The 21,661-nt window shown below is 43.8% G+C and carries 19 protein-coding genes; 11 read left to right on the top strand and 8 right to left on the bottom strand.

Translation table 11 applies throughout. From position 1 onward, the window contains the following. Position 1 precedes the first annotated feature (1 nt). The 8 genes from ABD894_RS02360 (at position 2) to treY (ending at position 11,914) form a co-directional block, all read left to right on the top strand. On the top strand, positions 2-190 hold the full coding sequence (locus ABD894_RS02360; RefSeq protein WP_345209373.1) for a hypothetical protein: 189 nt from the start codon (positions 2-4) through the stop codon (positions 188-190). Then, entirely contained in the window at positions 187-1,095 is a 909-nt protein-coding gene (locus ABD894_RS02355; protein WP_345209372.1) for a cbb3-type cytochrome c oxidase N-terminal domain-containing protein, read from the top strand. The genes ABD894_RS02360 and ABD894_RS02355 overlap by 4 nt, the downstream gene beginning before the upstream one ends. Before the next feature lies 1 nt (position 1,096). Next, positions 1,097-2,497: a cytochrome c oxidase accessory protein CcoG gene (ccoG, locus tag ABD894_RS02350; protein WP_345209371.1), complete on the top strand. Its 1,401-nt coding sequence runs from the start codon at positions 1,097-1,099 to the stop codon at positions 2,495-2,497. Then, positions 2,494-2,922, top strand: a complete 429-nt coding sequence (locus tag ABD894_RS02345; protein ID WP_345209370.1) for a FixH family protein — start codon at positions 2,494-2,496, stop codon at positions 2,920-2,922. Before ccoG ends, ABD894_RS02345 begins: the two co-directional genes overlap by 4 nt. Further along, the gene (locus ABD894_RS02340) at positions 2,919-3,605 is read left to right on the top strand and encodes a sulfite exporter TauE/SafE family protein (protein WP_345209369.1); all 687 of its coding nucleotides are present in this window, start codon (positions 2,919-2,921) and stop codon (positions 3,603-3,605) included. Before ABD894_RS02345 ends, ABD894_RS02340 begins: the two co-directional genes overlap by 4 nt. 129 nt (positions 3,606-3,734) lie before the next feature. Beyond that, a complete protein-coding gene (gene glgX / locus ABD894_RS02335) occupies positions 3,735-5,876 on the top strand; it encodes a glycogen debranching protein GlgX (protein WP_345209368.1) in 2,142 nt (713 codons plus the stop codon). Further along, positions 5,860-7,707: a malto-oligosyltrehalose trehalohydrolase gene (treZ, locus tag ABD894_RS02330; protein ID WP_345209367.1), complete on the top strand. Its 1,848-nt coding sequence runs from the start codon at positions 5,860-5,862 to the stop codon at positions 7,705-7,707. The genes glgX and treZ overlap by 17 nt, the downstream gene beginning before the upstream one ends. Then, the gene (gene treY / locus ABD894_RS02325) at positions 7,700-11,914 is read left to right on the top strand and encodes a malto-oligosyltrehalose synthase (protein ID WP_345209366.1); all 4,215 of its coding nucleotides are present in this window, start codon (positions 7,700-7,702) and stop codon (positions 11,912-11,914) included. The genes treZ and treY overlap by 8 nt, the downstream gene beginning before the upstream one ends. A 13-nt stretch (positions 11,915-11,927) precedes the next feature. Here treY and ABD894_RS02320 read toward each other — a convergent pair whose 3' ends face one another. Beyond that, positions 11,928-12,425 (bottom strand): hypothetical protein, encoded by a 498-nt coding sequence (locus ABD894_RS02320; RefSeq protein WP_345209365.1) that lies wholly within the window; start codon positions 12,423-12,425, stop codon positions 11,928-11,930. Positions 12,426-12,622: 197 nt separating this feature from the next. Here ABD894_RS02320 and ABD894_RS02315 point away from each other — a divergent pair, with 197 nt between their 5' ends. Further along, positions 12,623-13,489 carry a DUF808 domain-containing protein gene (locus ABD894_RS02315; protein WP_345209364.1) on the top strand — a complete coding sequence of 289 codons (867 nt, stop codon included), beginning with the start codon at positions 12,623-12,625 and terminating at the stop codon, positions 13,487-13,489. A gap of 342 nt (positions 13,490-13,831) precedes the next feature. Here ABD894_RS02315 and ABD894_RS02310 read toward each other — a convergent pair whose 3' ends face one another. Both ABD894_RS02310 and ABD894_RS02305 read right to left on the bottom strand, forming a co-directional pair. Continuing rightward, on the bottom strand, positions 13,832-15,928 hold the full coding sequence (locus tag ABD894_RS02310) for an LruC domain-containing protein (RefSeq protein WP_345209363.1): 2,097 nt from the start codon (positions 15,926-15,928) through the stop codon (positions 13,832-13,834). A 201-nt stretch (positions 15,929-16,129) separates the two neighbouring features. Next, positions 16,130-17,218, bottom strand: coding sequence for a quinone oxidoreductase family protein (locus tag ABD894_RS02305; RefSeq protein WP_345209362.1), 1,089 nt, complete (start codon positions 17,216-17,218; stop codon positions 16,130-16,132). 92 nt (positions 17,219-17,310) lie between these two features. On the opposite strand from ABD894_RS02305, the gene ABD894_RS02300 reads away from it, so the two are divergent. Next, positions 17,311-17,679, top strand: coding sequence for a winged helix-turn-helix transcriptional regulator (locus ABD894_RS02300; RefSeq protein WP_345209361.1), 369 nt, complete (start codon positions 17,311-17,313; stop codon positions 17,677-17,679). A gap of 38 nt (positions 17,680-17,717) precedes the next feature. On the opposite strand, the gene ABD894_RS02295 is transcribed toward ABD894_RS02300, so the two are convergent. After that, on the bottom strand, positions 17,718-18,065 hold the full coding sequence (locus ABD894_RS02295) for a hypothetical protein (protein ID WP_345209360.1): 348 nt from the start codon (positions 18,063-18,065) through the stop codon (positions 17,718-17,720). Positions 18,066-18,190: 125 nt separating this feature from the next. Then, a complete protein-coding gene (locus ABD894_RS02290) occupies positions 18,191-18,592 on the bottom strand; it encodes a PIG-L family deacetylase (RefSeq protein ID WP_345209359.1) in 402 nt (133 codons plus the stop codon). 177 nt (positions 18,593-18,769) lie between these two features. Between ABD894_RS02290 and ABD894_RS02285 the strand changes: the two genes are divergently transcribed. Then, on the top strand, positions 18,770-18,949 hold the full coding sequence (locus ABD894_RS02285) for a DUF3606 domain-containing protein (protein WP_345209358.1): 180 nt from the start codon (positions 18,770-18,772) through the stop codon (positions 18,947-18,949). A gap of 118 nt (positions 18,950-19,067) precedes the next feature. Here ABD894_RS02285 and metQ read toward each other — a convergent pair whose 3' ends face one another. Genes metQ through metN form a run of 3 tightly spaced genes read right to left on the bottom strand, consistent with a single transcriptional unit; the run spans position 19,068 to position 21,588 of the window. Further along, a complete protein-coding gene (gene metQ / locus ABD894_RS02280) occupies positions 19,068-19,886 on the bottom strand; it encodes a methionine ABC transporter substrate-binding lipoprotein MetQ (protein WP_345209357.1) in 819 nt (272 codons plus the stop codon). Positions 19,887-19,907: 21 nt separating this feature from the next. After that, positions 19,908-20,564, bottom strand: a complete 657-nt coding sequence (gene metI / locus ABD894_RS02275; RefSeq protein WP_345209356.1) for a methionine ABC transporter permease MetI — start codon at positions 20,562-20,564, stop codon at positions 19,908-19,910. Next, positions 20,557-21,588 carry a methionine ABC transporter ATP-binding protein MetN gene (gene metN / locus ABD894_RS02270; RefSeq protein ID WP_345209355.1) on the bottom strand — a complete coding sequence of 344 codons (1,032 nt, stop codon included), beginning with the start codon at positions 21,586-21,588 and terminating at the stop codon, positions 20,557-20,559. Before metN ends, metI begins: the two co-directional genes overlap by 8 nt. Between the last annotated feature and the right edge of the window lie 73 nt (positions 21,589-21,661).

The raw sequence follows: 21,661 nt of genomic DNA, 5'->3' as shown, positions 1-21,661 counted from the left end.
CATGTTTAAGCAATTTACAGAAAATATAAAGGGTAACGAGGTTTACCTGATATCATCATTGGGTTTGTTCCTCGTATTCTTTATTGTGGTGACCATATTGTTGATACGTGTACGACGAAATCATGTCAATTATATGAGCAATTTACCCCTGAACGATGGCGCGGCAGAAATGGAAAGGATAGGTCTATGAAAAAGCTTTTTCCTGCGGTATTAATTTTAATGGCTATAGTACAGCCCGTGTTTGCCGACGACGCTCCCGCGGAACTTACCACCGGTGAGCTGATGAACTACTGGGGATTCGGGGCTATCGTATTGGTACTCCTGCTACTACTTGGCGCAATGCTGATGTTGCTGCACACCTTTAAAGTACTTACCAAGGTACTTGCCCCGGTTACTGCTGATGAACTGGAAAGCAATGAGGCTACATTGGCATTGCCGGTGAAACCGAAAAAAACGATAGTAGAAAAACTTTTGTCGCTCAAACCATTATCCGAAGAAAAATCAATATTGATAGAGCACGATTACGATGGGATACAGGAACTGGATAACCCTACACCAACATGGTTTATGGGTTTATTTTACACCTCTATTATCGCGGCGGCAGCCTATTTGCTGGTTTACCACGTGTTTGAACTTGCCCCTCTGCAAGATGAGGAGTACCGTAATGAGGTAGCGCTCGCTAATAAAGAGAAAGAGGCCTACCTGGCCAAATCGGCAAACCGGGTCGACGAGAATACGGTAAAGCTATCAACCGATGCAGCGGTATTTACAGAGGGCGGCAATATCTTTAAACAAAACTGCGCCGCCTGCCACGGTGATAAAGGACAGGGGATGGTTGGCCCCAATTTAACCGATGAGTATTGGCTGCACGGCGGTAAAATATCCGACTTGTTTAAAACCATTAAATATGGCGTGCAGGCAAAAGGGATGCCTACATGGGAGAAACAGTTATCCCCCAAACAAATTGCCGACGTAGCCAACTACATAAAATCGTTATACGGCACTCATCCGGCAAATGCTAAAGAGCCGCAGGGCGATAAGGAAGGTGATGATGAGGGCGCATCAGCTAAAACGGCGATGGTAGTAACCCATTAAAATGTTAAGCACACCAATCACCGGGCAACCCAGTACAACAGCCGCAGGCGGTCGCAAGTGGTTATATCCGCTGGTACGCAAAGGCAAGTTGTATAACTATCGTAGCTGGCTTAGTTACGCTTACCTGCTGTTGTTTTTTGCCGGGCCTTTCATCCGCATTAATGGCAATCCTTTGTTATTGCTGAATTTTATGGAGAGGCGGTTTGTTTTGCTCGGGCAGGTTTTTTGGCCGCAGGATTCCATACTCTTTGTATTGGTAATGCTGGTGGGTATGGTGTGTATCATATTGTTCACCATTGCCTTTGGCCGTATTTTTTGCGGATGGATTTGCCCGCAAACCATTTTTATGGAAATGGTTTTTCGAAAGATAGAGATATGGATAGAAGGGCAGCCGCAAAAACGCCGCAAGCTGGATGAAGGCCCGTGGACTAATGAAAAACTATTAAAGAAAGGGGCGAAGCATTTGCTGTTTATAATAGTATCATTCCTGATAGCCAATACGTTTTTGGCCTATATTGTTGGCAGCGAACAGCTTATTAATATTGTAAGCGAGCCGATTGGTTTGCATTGGACGGGTTTTATCAGCATATGGATCTTTACCGCGGTGTTTTACCTTGTTTACAGCCAGGCGCGTGAACTCATATGTACTGTTATTTGTCCCTATGGCAGGTTGCAGGGTGTATTAACTGATAAGCATACCCTTGTCGTCGCTTATAACTTTTTAAGAGGCGAACCAAGGGGCAAGTTATCAAAAAAGGAAGCAGAAGCCTCACCCAAAGGCGACTGCGTGGATTGCGACCTATGCGTGGCTGTTTGCCCAACCGGTATTGATATACGCAACGGCACACAGTTAGAATGTATTAATTGTACTGCCTGTATAGATGCCTGTAACCAGGTGATGGCTAAAATTAATAAACCGCTTAACCTTGTAGGTTTCTATTCCGAAGAAATGATCAGGGAAAACAAAAAGCCCACCTTTAATACACGTATGGCGGCCTATAGTACTGTGATAGTTGTTTTACTGGGGGTATTAACCTATTTCGTATTGCAGCGAAACCCTGTTGATGTAACCATTATGCGTTCGGCAGGGATGCTATATCAGGAACAGCCCGGCGGGTATATAAGTAACCTTTACAATGCCGAGGTTACCAATAAAACCAATGCAGATCAACATATCGAATTGGTGGCCGATGATCCGGCTGTAAGGATCAAATATATACAGGCACCCGGGATACTCAAGAAAGAGGAAACAAGTAAGATCGTATTCTTTTTACTGATACCGGAAGCAAATATCCGCAGCGCTAAAACCGATATCACATTACATATTATGCAGAATAAAACAGATGCGGGAAGTATCAGTACCACATTTATAGGTCCGGTAAACGGGGAGGGAAGCAAATGAAAATGAATTGGGGTAAAGGAATAGTAATAGGCATGGTTTGCTTTATGCTATTCATAATAGTAATGGTTGTAGCCATGTTTAGCCAGCCTGCCGATGATTACGATAAGCAATATTACGAAAAGGGATTAGCCTATGATAAAGATTACAAACGTGCACAGCAGGTAATAAAAGATAAAGCACAACCTGTAATAGAATTTAAGGGAGCCGAAGCACTCATCCATTTCAGAACACCTGTAAAGGGGCAGGTTACGTTCGCACGACCGTCTGACCGTAATATGGATGAGAAGTATGATCTGGATGTTGACAGCGAAAATACAGCCCACATCCCGTTAACTCGGTTAAAAACAGGGCAATGGCAATTAACATTTGAATGGACAGCCAACAACAATCAATATCTATATAAAAAAGAAGTATACCTGCCATGAGCACCAATGAAGTGGCTTTTTTTATAGGCTTATTTGGCAGCGTGCATTGCGTAGGCATGTGCGGTCCGCTCGCGTTTGCCGTACCTTTTACGGGCAGGTCGCGGTGGTTATTGGTGTGGGATAAGTTTATTTATCAAATAGGGCGTACCATAAGCTACTCATTATTGGGCTTAATAACCGGGATTATAGGTAAGCAATTATGGCTGTTTGGCGCGCAGCAAAGCATCAGCATTATAAGCGGTGTGCTTATTATAGGATTGGCATGTTCAAAGCTGCTAAACCTACATTATTTAAAAACTGAAAGGTTATCCGGGTTCCCGTCACTGATCAATAAGTTTATCATTAGGGCTGTTACTCAAAAAAACGGTCATTTATATATAGGCATACTCAACGGGTTGCTGCCATGTGGTTTTGTATACCTTGCTTTAATTGGCGCTGTAAATACGTCAACCGTTATATCGTCGGTACAATATATGTTTTGGTTCGGTATTGGCACTTTGCCTTTAATGCTGGCGGCCACGCTCGGCGCGGGGTTACTTACTGTAACAGTACGCAACAGGTTGAATAAAACCGTTCCGTATTTTATGCTTTGCCTGGGTTTATGGTTTGTGCTGCGCGGTGTTCCGCTGAATATACCGTTTATAAGTCCTGCGGAAATTGCCGATCCGGCTTTATGCCGCTGACTCGTATTTTAAAGCTTGATGATTACTACAACACTGTTCTGTAATTTTAATAATCATGCTTATTATTCATTATTATTAACCCAATAATTACAAAACAATATAAATAGTTGTTCCTTTTATAGTGCAACTATGAAAATCACTACTTATCCGGGTAAGCCATACCCGCTTGGTTCTACATGGGACGGAAATGGCGTTAATTTTACTTTATACGCGGATAACGCGACCGGTGTTGAACTTTGCCTATTTGATTCGACTGATAGTAGCAAGGAGATCGCCTGTATACAATTATATGAACGTTCGCACCAGGTATGGCACGTTTACCTGCCCGATATAAAACCCGGCCAGTTATACGGTTACCGTGTAGACGGGCCTTTCGAGCCATCTAACGGGCATCGCTTTAATCGCAATAAGTTATTGATGGATCCTTACGCCAAGGCCATTGCCGGCAGTATAGACTGGCACGATTCGCTTTTCGCGTATGAGATAGGCAGCGAAGAAGAAGACCTCAGTTTCAGCGAAAGCGACAGCGCGAATTATATTCCAAAATCGGTAGTGGTAGATAACGCTTTCGACTGGGGCGACGATCAGTTGCCGCGCACCCCATACCATCAATCCATCATTTACGAAGCACACGTACGCGGTTTCACCATGACCTGCCCGGAAATTCCGGAGGAGATCAGGGGTACATACGCCGCGCTGGCGCATCCTGCCGCTATTGATTATTTGAAGGAGCTGGGTATCACCGCTATCGAACTGATGCCCGTGCACCAGTTTGTTAACGACCGCAGCCTGTTAGAAAAAGGGTTACGTAACTATTGGGGATACAATACCATAGGCTTTTTCGCGCCCGATGTACGGTACTCATCAAGCGGGGTACAGGGGCAGCAGGTGGTTGAGTTTAAAAACATGGTGAAAGAACTGCATAAGGCAGGCATTGAGGTGATACTTGACGTGGTATATAACCATACCGGCGAGGGTAACCAAATGGGCCCTACGCTTTCTTTTAAAGGGGTCGACAATTCATCCTACTATCGCCTTACCGAAGATGATAAGCGCTTTTACATGGATTACACCGGCACCGGTAACACGCTGAATGCCATGCTGCCTAATGTGTTACGTTACATTATGGATAGCTTGCGCTACTGGATAACGGAAATGCATGTGGACGGTTTCCGGTTTGACCTTGCCTCAACGCTCGCGCGTGAGCTGCACGAGGTAAACCGATTGAGCGCGTTCTTTGATATTATTCACCAGGATCCCGTTATTTCGCAGGTAAAGCTGATTGCTGAACCCTGGGATATTGGCGAGGGTGGTTACCAGGTTGGCAAGTTTCCGCCGGGATGGGCGGAGTGGAACGGTAAATACCGCGATTGCATACGCGATTACTGGCGTGGTGCAGATAGCATGCTGGGCGAGTTCGCGCAGCGCTTTACCGGCAGCCCCGATCTTTACCAGGATGATTACCGTCGCCCAACGGCCAGCATCAATTTTATTACCGCGCACGATGGTTTTACCCTGCACGACTTGGTAAGCTATAACGACAAGCATAACGATGCCAACGGCGAGGATAATAACGACGGCGAAAGCCACAACCGCTCGTGGAATTGCGGTGCCGAAGGCGAAACGGATGACGAAGCCGTAATAGCCTTAAGGCAGCAGCAAAAGCGCAACTTTTTTGCCACGTTGCTGTTGTCGCAAGGGGTGCCGATGATAGTAGCGGGTGATGAAATGAGCCGCACACAGCAGGGTAATAACAACGCTTATTGCCAGGATAATGAAATTTCGTGGCTTAACTGGGCCGCGGCTGATAAGGAGATGCTGGAGTTTACCAAAAAGCTGATCCAATTTCGTAAAGACCATCCTATTTTCCGCCGCCGCCGCTGGTTCCAGGGGCAGCCTGTTATGGGGCGCGGGTTAGAAGATATCGCCTGGTTTTTACCCGAGGGGACCGAAATGACCGAAGAGAACTGGAGCCATGATTTTGCAAAATCGCTGGCGGTTTTCCTTAACGGCAAAGGTTTGCATTCGGTTGGCCCTAAAGGTGAACGTATTTTGGATGATGATTTTTACATTATTTTCAATGCCTCTCACGAACCTATCGACTACAAACTACCTGAAGCAAAATACGGTAAGATCTGGAAAAAGATAATGGATACCAGCGTGGGCGATTTTACCGAAGAAACCCATAAAGCCGAAGAGGTGATACGTGTTGAAGGGCGTTCGGTAGTATTGTTAAAGCATCATTTTGCACACAATGAAACAAAAGATTAACCCGGCATACAGATCAATAGGTGTTAATTTTAATTCGGCAGGCGAAGCCGAAGTTTTGCTTTGGTCGCCCGCGGCTAAAACTGTAGAACTAAAAATTGAAGGAAAAGACCGTATTCGGCTGAAAAAAACGGAATACGGTTACTGGGAGTTGACTACCAAAAAGTTAAACCCCGGTGATAGTTATCAGTTTATACTCGACGGTGAAAAGGAACTGCCCGACTCTGCATCACTTTCGCAACCTGATGGTGTGCACGGCGTATCGCAAGCCCTCAATCTCAAAAATTTTAGTTGGACGGATAACGCATGGCAAAATTTACCGCTGAACGATTATATCTTTTATGAACTGCATACCGGCACCTTTACCCCCGAAGGTACTTTTGCAGCCATTGAGAAAAAGCTTGACCACTTGGTTGAATTAGGCGTAACCGCTATTGAACTAATGCCGGTAGCCCAGTTTCCGGGTGAGCGTAACTGGGGATACGACGGGGTATTTCCGTACGCGGTACAAAACAGCTATGGCGGTGCCGATGGTTTACGCCATTTGGTGAATGCCTGCCATAATAAAGGTTTGGCCGTAGTGCTCGATGTGGTGTATAACCATATGGGACCGGAGGGGAATTACTTTAATGAATACGGCCCATACTTTACCGAAAAATATAACACGCCCTGGGGCAATGCCATCAATTTTGATGATGCCTGGTGCGATGCCGTAAGGCAATATTTTATTGAGAACGTACTGATGTGGTTTCGGGATTTTCATATCGATGCCTTGCGTTTGGATGCGGTGCACGCCATAAAAGATTTGAGCACCAAACATATTCTGCAAGAGATAAAGGAACAGGTTGATGTGCTGATAGCAGCATCGGGCAGGCAGCATTACCTGATCGTAGAGCTTGATCTGAATGATCATAAGTTCATTAACCCTTTGGCAAAGCAGGGGTACGGTATGGATGCCCAATGGATAGATGAGTTTCACCACGCGCTGCGGGTAACAGCCGGCGAAGAACGTACCGGTTACTATTCGGACTTTAACGGTATTGAACATTTGGCGAAATCCTATAAAGGCGCGTACGTGTACGATGGTGTTTACTCGCCGCATCGTTTAAAAACATTTGGTGCTAAGGTAGAGCACAATCCGGGGGAGCAATTTATCGTGTTCTCGCAAAATCACGATCATGTGGGCAACCGCATGCTGGGCGAGCGTACCAGTAAGCTGGTTAGTTTTGAAATGCAAAAACTGATGGCGGCGGCAGTTATGGTTAGTCCGTACTTACCCATGTTGTTTATGGGCGAGGAGTGGAGCGAGTCAAACCCTTTCCTGTATTTTGTAAGCCATACCGATAAGGATTTGGTTGAAGCGGTAAGAAAAGGCCGGAAGGAAGAATTCAAAGCTTTCCATGCCGAAGGTGAGGCACCCGATCCGCAAGCGGAAGATACCTTTAATCGCTCTAAACTTCAATGGCCACTTAGCCATAAGGGGCATCACCAGGTAATGTTCAATTACTACAAGGCGCTTATCGCTTTGCGTAAATCGCACCCGGCACTATACCAACTTAACCGCGAAAATTTAGAGGTAGAAGCTCAGCCTAAAAATAACACACTGTTATTGCATCGTTGGCACGGGAACGAGGACGTGTATTGCCTGATGAATTTTTCGAAATCAGTGCAGCAACTGCAATTGCCTAATGGTGATAAAGAATGGCGTTTATTGCTCGATAGCGCCGCGCCTGCATGGAATGGCCCGGCTAAAGTGGCTAACCTGCCAAACAACGAAAGCGCGGTAACATTACAACCTGAATCGATAATTATTTATACCAGTAATCATGTTTAATCCTGTTGCTACCTATCGTATACAGTTTCATAAAGGTTTTACTTTTAATGATCTTGAGCGTATTATCCCATACCTGCAAAAGCTGGGCATAAGCACCTTGTACGCTTCGCCGGTTTTTGAGGCTACGCCGGGTAGTACGCATGGCTATGATATTGTGAATCCGCACCGCATCAGCCCCGAAATTGGTACGCTAAAGCAGCTGAGAGCCCTTAGCAAAAAGTTAAAGGCGGCAGGTATTAACTGGCTGCAGGATATTGTGCCCAATCACATGGCTTTTCATCCCAATAATGCGTGGCTGAACGACGTGCTTGAGCGTGGGGCAATGTCGGCCTATGCCAATTTCTTTGATATGGCAGGCACATCGGCATTATTTGAAGGTAAAATAATGGTGCCCTTTTTAGGTTCGTCGTTAGCGGATGTGATAAAAAAAGGCGACCTCCAACTTGCTGTAGCCAATGGACGATTATCACTTAGTTATTTTGACAGCGCTTATCCGCTTAACCCGGCATCTTATTTATCGGTATTAAAAGCAAAAAGGGATAAACCCGATGCAATAAAACAACTGATAGCAATAATAGAGCAGGTTGTAAAAGAAACAGAGCCGGGTACTTATAACCAGTTATGGGATGAGGCATTATCGCAATTATCCGCAGCTCATAATGATGGTTCGGTTACAGATTATCTGGACGATTCCATTCAAACCATTAATAAGGACAAACCCAAGCTGCGCAAACTGGCCGACGAGCAATTGTACCGCTTATGCAGTTGGGCCGAAACAGATCACACTATTAACTTCCGTAGGTTTTTTACGGTGAACGGGTTGATATGCCTCAATATTCAGGATGAAAAAGTGTTTGAGCATTACCACCAGTTCATCAAAAGCCTGCTGAACGAGGGCGTGTTCCAAGGCCTGCGGGTTGATCATATCGACGGCTTGTATGATCCTACGGCTTATCTGAATAAATTAAGGCAATTAGTTGGTCCGGATGTGTATATCGTAATAGAGAAGATACTGGAAGACGGCGAACAGATGCCGGTAAACTGGCCCGTGCAAGGCACTACGGGATATGAATACCTGGCCGATGTAAACAACCTGTTCACCAACAAAGACAACGAAAAGATCTTCAGCACTTACTACGATAAATTGGTAGGCACTAATGTGCCTGTTCAGCAACAGATATGGGAGAAGAAAGCATACATACTTAACCATCACATGGCCGGTGAACTGGATAATTTAACCCGGTATTTTTTCGATCTGAAGCTTGCGGAAGGCAAGGAACTACAAGGCGTACCGCCGGAATTGATGAAACAGGCTATCGGCGCTTTTTTGGTGCATTGCCCGGTTTACCGTTATTATGGTAATGGTTTTCCGCTAAGCAAAAAGGAGGCAAAAGCGGTAGAGGCAGTTTTAAAGCAGTCCGTAGCTCACCACCCTAACTTATCGCCTGGTATTGAAGTGCTGAAGTTTGTTCTGCTGCAAAAGCCGACAGAGGGCAATGCTATATTCAATAATAATGTGTCGCAATTTTACAGGCGATGCATGCAGCTTAGTGGCCCTTTGATGGCGAAAGGGGTAGAAGATACGCTGATGTACACCTACAACCGGTTTACAGGCCATAATGAAGTTGGCGACGCGCCCGATGCTTTCGGCAAACTGGTAAAGGCTTTTCATGAAACGATGGAGATGGGGCAGCGGCAATGGCCGCTTTCGCTCAATTCCACCTCAACCCATGATACCAAGCGCGGCGAAGATGTACGTGCGAGGCTGAATGTACTCACCGATATGGCTGATGAATGGATAGCCAAAGTGCAGGAATGGCAGCAAATAAACGCCGGCCTAAAGCAAAATAACGCGCCCGATGCCAATGATGAATACCTCATTTATCAAACACTGACAGGCGCTTACCCCATGCCGGGCGAAAATAGTGATGATTTTACAGGGCGTTTAGTCGAATACCTGGAAAAGGCATTACGCGAAGCCAAGCAGCATTCGGATTGGGCCAAGCCAGATACGGCCTATGAAAAAGCCACAAAAAACTTTGCCGCCGCCTTGTTAAATAAAGACGGCGCGTTTTGGAAAAGCTTTGAGCCCTTCCACAAAAAAGTGAGCGATTTGGGTATCATCAATTCGCTGGCACAGGTGCTGCTCAAATTTACGTCGCCGGGCGTACCCGATGTTTACCAGGGTTGCGAGCGCTGGGATTTAAGCCTGGTCGACCCGGATAACCGTAGGCCTGTCGACTATGATTTAAATAAGGAATTGCTGGATGATCTGCAATCAACAGCGCATACAGGTTTACCGGCACAATTGTGGCACCAGCGTTATAACGCGCAAATTAAGCTGTGGCTCACGCAGGTATTACTAAAAGAGCGAAAGGCTAACCCCGAACATTTTGCAAAGGCCTCATACATCCCGCTAAAGGTAAAAGGCAAGTACAATAAGAACATACTGGCTTTTGCAAGGCGCTATCAACAGCAATGGTATGTTGTAGCCGCTCCGCTGCATATTGCAGAATTATGTAAGGAGCAGCAAAAGGAAATACCACAGATTGATTGGGCTAATACCCGGGTCGTTTTACCATATGATGCGCCGTCAAATTTCGAGGATCTGCTTACTGCAGCAGCCGGGCAAACAGAGGGAGCGCTTGCCGTTAAGGAGATCTTTACAACTCTGCCGCTTGCCATATTAAAATTAAAACAACCGGCTAATAACCGTGGGGCGGGTATTTTAATGTCTGTTACCTCGTTACCGTCTGATTTTGGTGTTGGCGATATTGGCAGCACAGCAAAACAATTCGCGAATTTTTTAAGCAGTGCCGGGCAAAAATACTGGCAGTTATTACCGGTAACACCTACCGGTGCGGATAATGGCTATTCGCCCTATAGTTCGTTTTCAGGCATGGCCGGTAATACCTTATTGATCAGTCCCGAATGGCTGGCTGATGTAGGCTTGCTTAGCGTAAAAGAGCTTGATAAGTACCGCTTGCCATCAACCAGTAAAGTTGATTATAAAAAAGCGGAACAATTAAAAACGAGTTTATTCCATACCGCGTGGTCAAATTTTAAAACCATGGGCATTACCGCCTTGCAACAGGAGTTCACAGATTTTTGTAAAAAGGAAGCCGTTTGGCTGGATGATTTTGCCTTATACGTTGAGCTAAAGCAAAGCTATGGCGGCGACACTTGGAACAAATGGCCCGAAGAATACGCCGGTCGCGATGCCAAAGCCTTAAAGCGGTTCAGCCGCAACCATGCCGATAATATAGACCGCCACAAGTGGCTGCAATTTTTGTTTTTTAAACAATGGCACGAACTAAAAGACCACTGCGCTCATTTAGGCATCAGTTTATTCGGCGACCTGCCATTTTATGTAAGTTATGATTCGGCGGATGTATGGGCCAACCCGGAGCTATTCAGTTTGGATGAGGCAGGTAACATGAAAATGGTAGCCGGTGTACCACCCGATTATTTTAATGCCGACGGCCAATTATGGGGGATGCCTGTATTTCGCTGGGACAAGCTAAAAGATCAGCATTACGCCTGGTGGGTGCAACGTATCCGTAAAAATATGGAGTTGTACGATCTGCTGCGGCTCGATCATTTCCGTGCTTTTGCCGCCTATTGGGAAGTGCCCGCGACAGAGCAAACCGCCATCAACGGAAAATGGCAGCCCAGCCCGGGGAGCGACTTCTTCCATATATTAAAACAACAGCTTGGCGATCTATCTTTTATAGCCGAAGACCTGGGTGATATTGACGATACTGTTTACCAATTACGCGATGAATTTGACATGCCCGGCATGAAAGTGCTGCAATTCGCTTTTGGTGATAACATAGCGGCATCACCCTATATCCCTCATAATTATACATCCAATTTTGTGGTATATACTGGTACGCACGATAATAATACCACCCCTGGCTGGTACCGTAAAGATGCCGGTAAAACGGCTAAAAAGCAGTTGAGCCAATACGTGAATTTCAAAGTGAATAAGAAAAATGTTCACGAAGCGCTCATCAGGCTGGCCTATTCATCAGTGGCTAAAATAGCTATTGTACCCATTCAGGATGTATTGGGCCTTGATGAAACTGCCAGGATGAACGTACCCGCATCGGTAACCAATAACTGGCAATGGCGTTTACAGCCTGGGCTATTGAACAAGCAGGAAAAAAAGCTGTATGATTGGGCTAAGCTGTTTAACAGGCTTTAGTAGTAGAATGAAATTACTCGGTTAAGTAAAATATGGGGGAGAGTTTTGAAACCTCACTGCTGTCTCTCTCCGCAGTGGTATCGCCTATTAGTAATTTTTCCACGTCGTTTTTCTGTTTATTTAATGCTGCGTTCAATTCGTATACATTTTTATCACCCAATTTAAGATAAATGGGCTGTCCGGCTTTCTGTTGAAGAAAATCTACAGGTACAGATATTGTATTGTAAGCAAATTCCTGGTTGCCATAGGCAAATGGTGCTCTTATTGAAAAAGTTAGGGGCGTTATTTTTCCGGAAGCATCTTTCCTGTAAAACTCAATTTTATCAGTAGTATACGCGCCGCTTGTATTTTCGTTGAGCAGGTCATCACCGGCACTGTTTTTAATAACTAAACGGAGATCAGGGCCAATTACCGGCGAACAGGCACAAAGACCGGTACCGCCAACGTTTTCTTTTTTACAGCCTACGCCGGCAATAAACAATACAATGCAAATGATAAGGAATTTTTTCATAGGTTAATTCAAATAGGAAAATGAACATTTAAAGCTACTAATAATTAAAATACTACAAAACAGAAAAGTGTTTTTAACTAAATGGTAACATGCCCGTAAAGTGCCCTAATTCCATTAGAGCAAGCTTTTATTCACTCATCCGGTAAACTAAGTTGGGGTTTACCTGTATATTTACAGGCGTAACAAATACATAAAATATGGCATCAGGTTTCTTTGCAATTTTGGATGATATAGGAGCCTTGATGGACGATGTAGCCATGACTACCAAAATAGCCACGCGTAAAACAGCAGGCATATTGGGCGACGACTTGGCTGTAAATGCCGAAAAAGCGACCGGGTTTTTATCTTCACGGGAGTTACCCGTGCTGTGGGCCATAACAAAGGGCTCTTTACTAAACAAGCTGATCATAGTTCCCATCGCGTTATTGTTAAATGTGTTTTTACCGGCCGCAATTAAGATCATCTTAGTATTGGGTGGATTTTATTTGGCTTACGAAGGGGCCGAAAAAATAGTAGAATATCTTTTCCATCGTTCAAAAAAAGCAGAACATCTAATAGAGACCCATGAGCAGAAAGGCGAAGAGGCTGAAAAGGAGAAAATTAAATCAGCCATAACTACCGACTTTATTCTTTCGGCAGAAATTGTAATTATTGCATTGGGCGCGGTAACAGAACAAAATCTTACTATTCAGATCATAACTGTTTCGGCAGTCGCTTTCCTTGCAACGGTAGGCGTTTACGGTATAGTAGCGCTAATTGTACGCATGGATGATGCGGGTTACCGGTTGATCAAAAAATCAAATGATAAAGGCTTGCTTACATCTGTGGGCCAAATATTGGTTAAGGCATTACCTGTTATTATTAAGCTGTTAAGTATAGTGGGCACAATTGCACTCATCTTGGTAGCCGGTGGTATTTTTGCCCATAATATTGAATATTTGCATCATTTATTCCCCGATTTACCGGCAACACTTAAAGAACTGGGGCTGGGCTTAATTGCGGGATTAATAGTGGTAGGTATTTTACAAGGTGGCGGTAAAGTGATTTCCTTGTTTAAAAATTAAGCTTTAATTAGTTGATGTAGGGTTCCTCGTAACTGGATAGATCTTATCCATTTTGTGCATTCTTTTCGTACATCGCAAATTAATAATTCATTTGTTTTAAATATGATATATTTGATCATGTTTTATTCACAAGGGCATTAGAAAATACCTTTGTAGATAAAAAAATGATAATTTGTCTTCTCTTATTAGGTTTATAATTGGTTTGAAAAGAGTTCCTGCTTAACAGGAGCTCTTTCTATTTTTAAAGGGGCAGAATTACTTGAAACTCATTTGAATTTTTGAGAATATTTAAAACGGTGCTTAAGAACGCCACTCATGACAGCACTATAATTAACAAGGCAACTACTTCAAATATAAGTTAATGTTGTTACGATAGCCTGGTATGGAATTGCTGTACCAATCAGAATAACTTAAACCTCCTGTACCGGCCCAGTTCAGAAAATGCGTATAGGCATCGCTTATTTTAACGCCTTCAACCGGGTAGGTAAACTGGCTTGAAAAGTTTATTGCCCAGGGCCAGTTTTCTTTTGATACATAGTATTTACCGACAGCTGGCACTGAGGAATCATCAGCTGCGCCAAACAGTTTTAGATTAGCCTTATCCGTTGGTGGAAAGCCCGGTAAATGCACTTCATGATCGCGCCTTCCGTTACTGAACAGGAAAGGGTTAATTTTGTCAGGAGCTACCAAAGCATAATCAGGTGCTACGTAAAAATAAGTAGATATTCTCCTGCTATAGTTGTTTGGTGTTTTGTATTTGTCAGTTTTTGTATTGATAAAATAAGATTTATCCGGGTTGGTAATGATGTCATCCGTATTATCAAACGGAATAACTACCGCTTTACTTTGGCCCGATTCAACCCCGGTGCCTGTTACTTGATAATATTTGCTATTATTTTTAAATCCGGCAACTTCTCCAACATTTTCTGCCGGAACGTTAAATTGTATGCCAAACCCATTCTTAAACGAGGCACCTACAGCAACAATTGAATAAATACAATCTATCATGCTTGCACGGTTTTTTGAGCTCATTGTATAATGGTACCTGTAATTTAAAACCAGATCGTTCATGTCATAATCACCTTTTTCGGGCCAGTTATCCTCAAATGCCAGTGTACACCAGGTATTTGCTGAAGGATAATCCATCGTATAAGCCCATTCAGGATTATAAGGATATTCGTCTATTGAATCAGGAACGCCATCGCCATCATAATCATTACCTCTGTCAATTTCAGGCATACCGGTAGTAGCTATGCCGGATGCCGGGTTTGATCTGGCATAGAAAACCAGGTCATTAAAATCATTATCACCGGTTTGCCTGCTTACATCCTCAAAGCCAACCATGGTAAGATTATGTATACCATCATATAAAACAACGCTGTGTCTTTTCTTATTGTCATCAGTTTCCGGATTTAAACTCGTTTCCGAGTAATATTTTGTAACCTCGGTATTTATCCCGCTACCCGTCCACGAGTTACTTAACAAAATAAATCCGATGGATGTACCGGCATCAAAAGTTCCTATTTTAACCCTGTCGCCCGGCCTTAACCCACCGCCGCCGCCAAGTGATGATGCATTGGGGAATATTAAGGTGGCGTTTTTAATATCCAGCTCGCTTTTTGGTGCCTTGCCGGTTTCGTAAGTATAAAAGGCAAGGCTGTTATAATTAGCTGCCCCGTCAGATACAAAGGTGATCCATATATCTGATTTCGTAGTGATCCGTAGCGTAGAAGGCGCGCTGTTTGATAGATATTTCGGGTGATTTTCAGGCACAGTTTTTCCTTCAGGTACCGATGCGTTTACAAAAGTTAGTAACGATGGGTCAATTTCATCTGGCGTAGGCTCAAGGTATTTTGGAACACCGTAGTATAGAGGGTTTGAAGTAGTATTTAACACCGCGTCAGCAGTTGATGAATACGGAGACGGGTAAGTGAATATAGTACCGGTTGATGCCATATTTAAAACCGAGCGACCACTTGTCGTGCCATTTGCAACAGCGTCAGGTACAATATCGCCGCCGAACACGGTAGGGCCGCCCAAAAGGGCTGTTACGCTATTGCTGTTAATATTGGCATGGGCATAACGCAATAAACCCACATATGCCGGATCAATTATTATTTTATTAACTGAACTGGCAACGCTTATCTTGGCTGAGAGTTTACCTTCAACATCTGTTACTCCTTTAAATATAGCCGCGTTTGCCGCTGTATTTGAAGGGTTGTAAACGCTTACTATAATGCCTTTTAATGGAGCGCCGTTTGTAGCTTTGAGTGTTAAATTAAAACTTACCTCACGCGAAGTAGCAAAATTAAATCGTTCAGGCGCGATTTTGTTAGATGATATTTCGGGAGTGCTATTGCCGGGATCAGTTATGTTTTTCTTACAGGCAACCAATGCGGTAAGGCCGACCAGGAATAGGCCATGAATAATTTTTTTCATCAGATGTGATAGCGATTTATGTTCGCCCCATTATAACAAAACCAATGCCTTTTTTTTAAAATGCTTTCTCAGGCTTTTGTAAAGGCAATTAAAAAGACAGGGCATTTATGAAAGCGGAATAATATCCCACAGGCGGGAATTTATTCCACAAAAAGTTGGCCCATGTAATGTTAATTATAAATATTAGTTGCATAATTATTATTATTTAACCAGATGGAAATGCTTATACAATTCGAAGAATTGAGAAAAAAATATTTTTGACAAAACGCTTACCCAAACAGATACAGTTTGAATTTGCATTACCAGCTTTTTGCCTTTGGTCAAATTGTTTTCTAAAATATAATGCGCGTGTTTAACTGTTATTACACTAAGTTCACCAACGAGATTTACGTGCGGGGGACTTAAAACTCCTTTTTCTAATAAAGTTGATATCTCCTGTAAATTATTGCCATAGTAACCTGTTTCCCCTTTTAGTGCGTATGCATAATTGGAAATATTCAAGACTGTTGCGCCTTTACCAAAAAGTGTTTCTCTTGCATTGGCAGTTGAGTGTGCTGTAATATCTGCATATGTACCATTGGTTATCAGTAATTGAGCACACAATTCGGAAAGCTCTCCACCTACAATATCAATGCAATGATCAAATAAAGATTGATTATTGGCAATTACGATCTTCGCCGCTATATCATTTACGCGGTAATCAATTATTCGTTCGGCGGGTACGCCTGCGGCAATCAGTTGGTTTCGGCTTTCATCATTGCCTGCTGTAACCACAACATTACGGAAACCTTTATATAGCAAAATTTTGATAAGCGCCAGGCCAACGCCGCCAGCGGCACCGCTTACAAAGAATGTGTCATTTTGCTGCGGCTTTAAACGTTTATAGGTTTGCATAGCGGTAAGATTAGCTAATGGTACTGCTGCGGCTTCTTCAAATGTGAGATTAGGCGGTTTTGTGGCTAAGATATTTTCCGGAACGCTGATATATTCTGCGTACGTACCATTTGATCCCATGCTTCCAGATGCAGCAAAAACAGCCATCCCTTTTTTGAATTTCCGCGCATCTTTGCCGGTCTTCACAACTATACCTGAAAACTCCCGGCCCAGTATTGGTGATTTCATGTGTTTCTTTTCACTCTTTCCCTGTCGCATTTGGTAATCTATCGGGTTAAAACCTGCCGCTATAATTCTTATCAATACATCATTATCTCCGGGTACAGGCAGCGGGAGATCTGTTCTTTCGGTAAAGTTATTGGTATCGCCAAATGCGTTTAAAATTATTGCCTTCATATTATTTTTGCTGTATCAAAGTTCTGTGCTAATTTTTTATTTTTGGTATGAGTTAACCCGGGGTAACCGGTAACCTACAGGAAACTATCATCATGGGCACTATTGATATAGACGGAAACAGGCAGGAAGCCACTTGTAAGCAGGAATTAATCGCGATGCGCGATAGCCTTGAAATATTGGGCGGCAAATGGAAACTGATGCTATTACGTTATTTGAGTAACCGTTTGGAAGAAAAAAATAACTTCAAAAAAATTCAGCGGGAAATTGAGGGACTATCAGCTAAAATGTTAGCCAAAGAATTAAAAGACCTTGAATTGAACTTACTCGTGTCCAGATCGGTTGTCAATACTAAGCCGGTTACTGTTGAATACCGGATCACCCCTTACGGTCTTAACGTTTTACCGCTTTCAGAAAATCTCGTACAATGGGGCTTAGACCACCGCGCTCAAATTAAACGTTGACAAAGACTGAAATATGATGCGCTGTTTCGCACTTTTAGTTAATTTTCAAGCCATGGCTCTTTAAGTTTATCAAACAACTTTGCGGCAGGCAAACGGCCTTTTGGTCCGTTCAGTTTGAAATACCAAAACTCTTCGAGATCGCCCTTACTCATAGTCATTTGTGTAGCGCCCTGGCTTTTGTGCGCGGCAAGTTCCCAGTTGGCAATCACCTTGTAATTGATCTTGTTTTGGAAACCAAAAGTTACTGTCCTGTCAGTCGAAAGTTCGGGTAGGGAAGATACGGCCCGGGAGTATTCGTAATTTTTCAGCCATTCGAATGTTTGTACATTATCGGATTTATTGCGGAGGGTGGCTCCAAGTATAACCGGACGGTCGGCTTCCGGCATTTCCGCAACCGCTTGAAGTGCCAGCAGTGTTGCGGCTTTATGCCCTGCATGTGTTTGGGGTTGCGGTAACAGGCAAAAGATATAATCGTAATGATTACGTTTTAATAAACGTGTCAGCTGTTTTTTTACATGTGGAACATTCCAGCTTGTATCCAACGGCTCCCAGGCTGATGCCCGAAATAAGTGTGCGATATACCGAGCACTTTACCAGCTTCCCGGAGTTCCTGTCTTCGTATGGCAGGCAGCCTCTTTTTGGCTTCAACGGCGTTCATCAGTTTACAGTTGTAATAGGCGGCAGCCAATGCTGAATACCTAAAGCCTGCTTCGCCATTGGTTATCACATACAGATCAACCGTGCCATGCTGTTCTTTTGCTATCTTGTAAAGCGTTACGGATAATTCGCTTTCATCATCGGGGTGGGCTATAACCACAAGCACACGCGGCGACCCTGGGTTTGCATATATTAAAGAAGTGATGCAAAAAAAGAATAGTGATGATAAAGTATATTTAAAAATGGCAGAGATCATCCTTTAAGCCTGTTTACCGGTATCCGACTGCGGTGAGAGACGTCCCTGTCAATGTATCTTAATCTCATTAATAACAAATTTACCTGTATTGCTTCATGAATCAAAATAAATCTATAAAATCTATAGAATTAGTAGTTTTATATCTTTTTAATGCCGAAGGTTACGATAGGTTAAACTATGGAGGAAAGACGATATCATACCGCCACTACAGATAGAAATATCATTAATCTTAATAGAAATGAGGATGTAGAATACTGGACAAACAGGTTTAATACTACCCGGGTGAAATTAAAGGCGGCCCTCAATGCTGTAGGGAGCGAAGTGGAAAATGTTGAGGCCTGGCTAAGAAACAGGTAGGTTCAACAATTGAATATTAAACGCTGAAAATTTTTGTACAGGTGATGGTTCTTTGTGCTAACAGAAGGATAACCCGGCTATGCCGGGTTATTTTGTTTTAACGGTTGTTATTGCGGCACTACCATCCTTTTATCGCTCCGCCGTTGAAGGCTTTAACGGCGGCCTGGTTCACTTCTTCAGATTGGTAAGCTTTCACAAATTTCTTCACCTTTTCTTCGTCCTTATTATCCTCGCGTGATACTACCGCGTTTACATAAGGTGAGCTTTTGTCTTCTACAAACAAACCGTCGCGCAAGGCGTTGAGCCCAACCGGTGTGGCAAAGGTGGCGTTAATAATAGCTATCGTTACGTTTTGGTCGTCCAAAGCACGCGGCAATTGGGGGGCTTCCATTTCTATTATTTTTATCTTTTTGGTATTAACCGTAACATCGGTAAGCTTTGGAAACAGGCCTACACCATCTGCCAGTTTAATAAGGCCGGCTTGCTGCAATAAAAGCAAGGCACGCCCGCTGTTGGTAGGGTCGTTAGGGATAATGATGGTACTTTCATCTTTCAGCTCGTCGAGTTTTTTTATTTTTTTTGAATAGCCGGCAAGGGGGTAAACAAAGGTATTACCCACAATAGCGAATTTGTAGCCACGTTGTTTGGCTTGCACATCAAGATAGGGCTTGTTCTGATAGGCATTTACGTCAATGTCTCCCTGGTGCAGGGCCTCATTGGGCATTACGTAATCGTTGAAGGTAATCAGTTCTACATCCAGTCCGTATTTTTCTTTAGCTACTTTTTGGGCGGCCTGTGCTATTTGAAATTCAGGCCCGGATTCAACCCCTACAATAATGTGGTTAGGGTCACTCTTTTTCGTTTTCTTTCCGCAGCCACTTATAGCTATCACCGTGGCTAATATTACAGAAAGTATGGTTGTGTGTTTAATGTGCATATTGTAATGAATAAGTTTTTTTTATTTTCTGTGATCTACACTTTTAGACAGGCGGTTACCCGAAAATTGAATAATGAATACCAGTGCCACTAATAGCAGTAATACACTGTTCATCACCACTACATCGTAACCCACGTAGCCGTACTGGTAGCCAATTTGCCCCAATCCGCCGGCGCCAACCGCGCCACCCATGGCCGAATAGCCTACAAGCGTAATGAGCGTAATAGTAGCTCCGTTGATGATGGAGGGCAGGGCTTCAGGCAATAATACTTTTAGGATGATCTGTATGGGTTTTGCACCCATTACCCGCGCCGCTTCTATCAGGCCATGAGGTATTTCGAGCAGGCTGTTTTCTACTATCCTTGCAATAAATGGCGCTGCGCCTATACTTAGCGGCACAATAGCGGCCTGCACACCAATGGAAGTACCTGCAAGTGCCCGGGTAAAGGGAATCATCCAAACAATGAGTATGATAAATGGTATTGAACGGAAAATGTTAACTATAACAGAGATCACCTGGTTTAGCGGGCGGTTTTGTAATGGTTCGCCTTTACGCGTCATAAAAAGTAATACACCGGTAGGCAAGCCCAAAAGGAAGCCAAAAAAACCGGATGCAAAGGTCATCAAAATAGTTTCGAGCGTGCCCTGTATCAAGAGCGATATCATTGATTCAGACATAGCCTAATAATTGTGTTTTAATCTGCTTGCGCTCAAAAAAATCGATTATCTCGGCCGTGTTTTCAGGTGTACTGTAAGCCTCGATAAGCATTACACCGAATTTTACACTGCCCGCATATTCGATACGCGCGCTGATGATGTTGCAATCAACACCAAAAACTTTGGCCGTTTCAGAAAGCACAGCATCATCAACAGATTGTCCGTTAAATTCAAGTTTTATCAGCGGATGCCTGCCGGGGCCATTATCAGCAACCAGTCGTTTTTTAAATGCTGCCGGTATTTCTAATTCCAGCGATGAAGAAATGAATTTTTTAGCCAGGTCAGTTTGTGGGTGCGAAAATATATCGGCGACGGTTCCTTGTTCTATAAGTTTGCCATCGCTAATAATGGCCACCTCGTCGCAAATGGTTTTTACCACATTCATTTCGTGAGTGATCAGTAAAATGGTGATATTGAGCCGCTGGTTAATATCCTTCAGTAAGCGAAGTATAGCTGTCGTAGTTTCCGGATCGAGCGCGCTGGTAGCTTCGTCGCACAGCAATACTTTGGGGTTACTGGCAAGGGTGCGTGCAATGGCTACCCGCTGCTTTTGCCCGCCCGAAAGGCTGGCCGGATAGTCATGCTGTTTATCTGCCAGGCCAACCAAGGCCAGCAGGTCTGCAACCCTTTGCTTTATTTCCGCCTTAGGGGTATTGGCCAGTTCAAGCGGGAAGGCGATGTTTTGAGAAACGGTTCGGGACGATAGCAGGTTGAAATGCTGAAATATCATCCCGATTTGCCTGCGGGCGGTAGCCAGTTGAGCAGGGGACATGCCGAGCAGGTTTTCACCATCAACGATAACTTCACCGGATGATGGCCTTTCCAGCAGATTTACACAACGTATCAGCGTGCTTTTACCCGCTCCCGAAGCGCCTATAACACCAAAAATTTTCCCACGGTTAACCGTTAGCGATACGTCAGCAATAGCGGTAACCGTCCTGTTTTTTTGATGAAAGGTTTTCGTTATGTTTTTTAGTTCGATCATTATTAAATTTCAGGTGCAAGTATAAATAAAATCTACCGGATGGGTAGACTTTGTTCCGGTGACAACGCGGCGT

Origin of the sequence: Mucilaginibacter gynuensis (assembly GCF_039541195.1) — a bacterium.
GTDB lineage: Bacteria > Bacteroidota > Bacteroidia > Sphingobacteriales > Sphingobacteriaceae > Mucilaginibacter > Mucilaginibacter gynuensis.
The sequence above is the reverse complement of the archived record's forward strand: the minus strand, read 5'-3'. Positions and strand labels throughout refer to the sequence as shown.

Excerpts from the sequence above, each read along its gene's own strand:
- ABD894_RS02290 (WP_345209359.1), bottom strand. The coding sequence starts at position 18,592 with ATGATCTCTGCCATTTTTAAATATACTTTATCATCACTATTCTTTTTT.
- ABD894_RS02355 (WP_345209372.1), top strand. The coding sequence starts at position 187 with ATGAAAAAGCTTTTTCCTGCGGTATTAATTTTAATGGCTATAGTACAG.
- treY (WP_345209366.1), top strand. The coding sequence starts at position 7,700 with ATGTTTAATCCTGTTGCTACCTATCGTATACAGTTTCATAAAGGTTTT.
- ABD894_RS02310 (WP_345209363.1), bottom strand. The coding sequence starts at position 15,928 with ATGAAAAAAATTATTCATGGCCTATTCCTGGTCGGCCTTACCGCATTG.
- metI (WP_345209356.1), bottom strand. The coding sequence starts at position 20,564 with ATGTCTGAATCAATGATATCGCTCTTGATACAGGGCACGCTCGAAACT.
- ABD894_RS02320 (WP_345209365.1), bottom strand. The coding sequence starts at position 12,425 with ATGAAAAAATTCCTTATCATTTGCATTGTATTGTTTATTGCCGGCGTA.
- glgX (WP_345209368.1), top strand. The coding sequence starts at position 3,735 with ATGAAAATCACTACTTATCCGGGTAAGCCATACCCGCTTGGTTCTACA.
- ABD894_RS02305 (WP_345209362.1), bottom strand. The coding sequence starts at position 17,218 with ATGAAGGCAATAATTTTAAACGCATTTGGCGATACCAATAACTTTACC.
- ABD894_RS02360 (WP_345209373.1), top strand. The coding sequence starts at position 2 with ATGTTTAAGCAATTTACAGAAAATATAAAGGGTAACGAGGTTTACCTG.
- ABD894_RS02285 (WP_345209358.1), top strand. The coding sequence starts at position 18,770 with ATGGAGGAAAGACGATATCATACCGCCACTACAGATAGAAATATCATT.
- ccoG (WP_345209371.1), top strand. The coding sequence starts at position 1,097 with ATGTTAAGCACACCAATCACCGGGCAACCCAGTACAACAGCCGCAGGC.
- ABD894_RS02340 (WP_345209369.1), top strand. The coding sequence starts at position 2,919 with ATGAGCACCAATGAAGTGGCTTTTTTTATAGGCTTATTTGGCAGCGTG.
- treZ (WP_345209367.1), top strand. The coding sequence starts at position 5,860 with ATGAAACAAAAGATTAACCCGGCATACAGATCAATAGGTGTTAATTTT.
- metN (WP_345209355.1), bottom strand. The coding sequence starts at position 21,588 with ATGATCGAACTAAAAAACATAACGAAAACCTTTCATCAAAAAAACAGG.
- ABD894_RS02315 (WP_345209364.1), top strand. The coding sequence starts at position 12,623 with ATGGCATCAGGTTTCTTTGCAATTTTGGATGATATAGGAGCCTTGATG.
- ABD894_RS02345 (WP_345209370.1), top strand. The coding sequence starts at position 2,494 with ATGAAAATGAATTGGGGTAAAGGAATAGTAATAGGCATGGTTTGCTTT.
- ABD894_RS02295 (WP_345209360.1), bottom strand. The coding sequence starts at position 18,065 with ATGCCGGAAGCCGACCGTCCGGTTATACTTGGAGCCACCCTCCGCAAT.
- ABD894_RS02300 (WP_345209361.1), top strand. The coding sequence starts at position 17,311 with ATGGGCACTATTGATATAGACGGAAACAGGCAGGAAGCCACTTGTAAG.
- metQ (WP_345209357.1), bottom strand. The coding sequence starts at position 19,886 with ATGCACATTAAACACACAACCATACTTTCTGTAATATTAGCCACGGTG.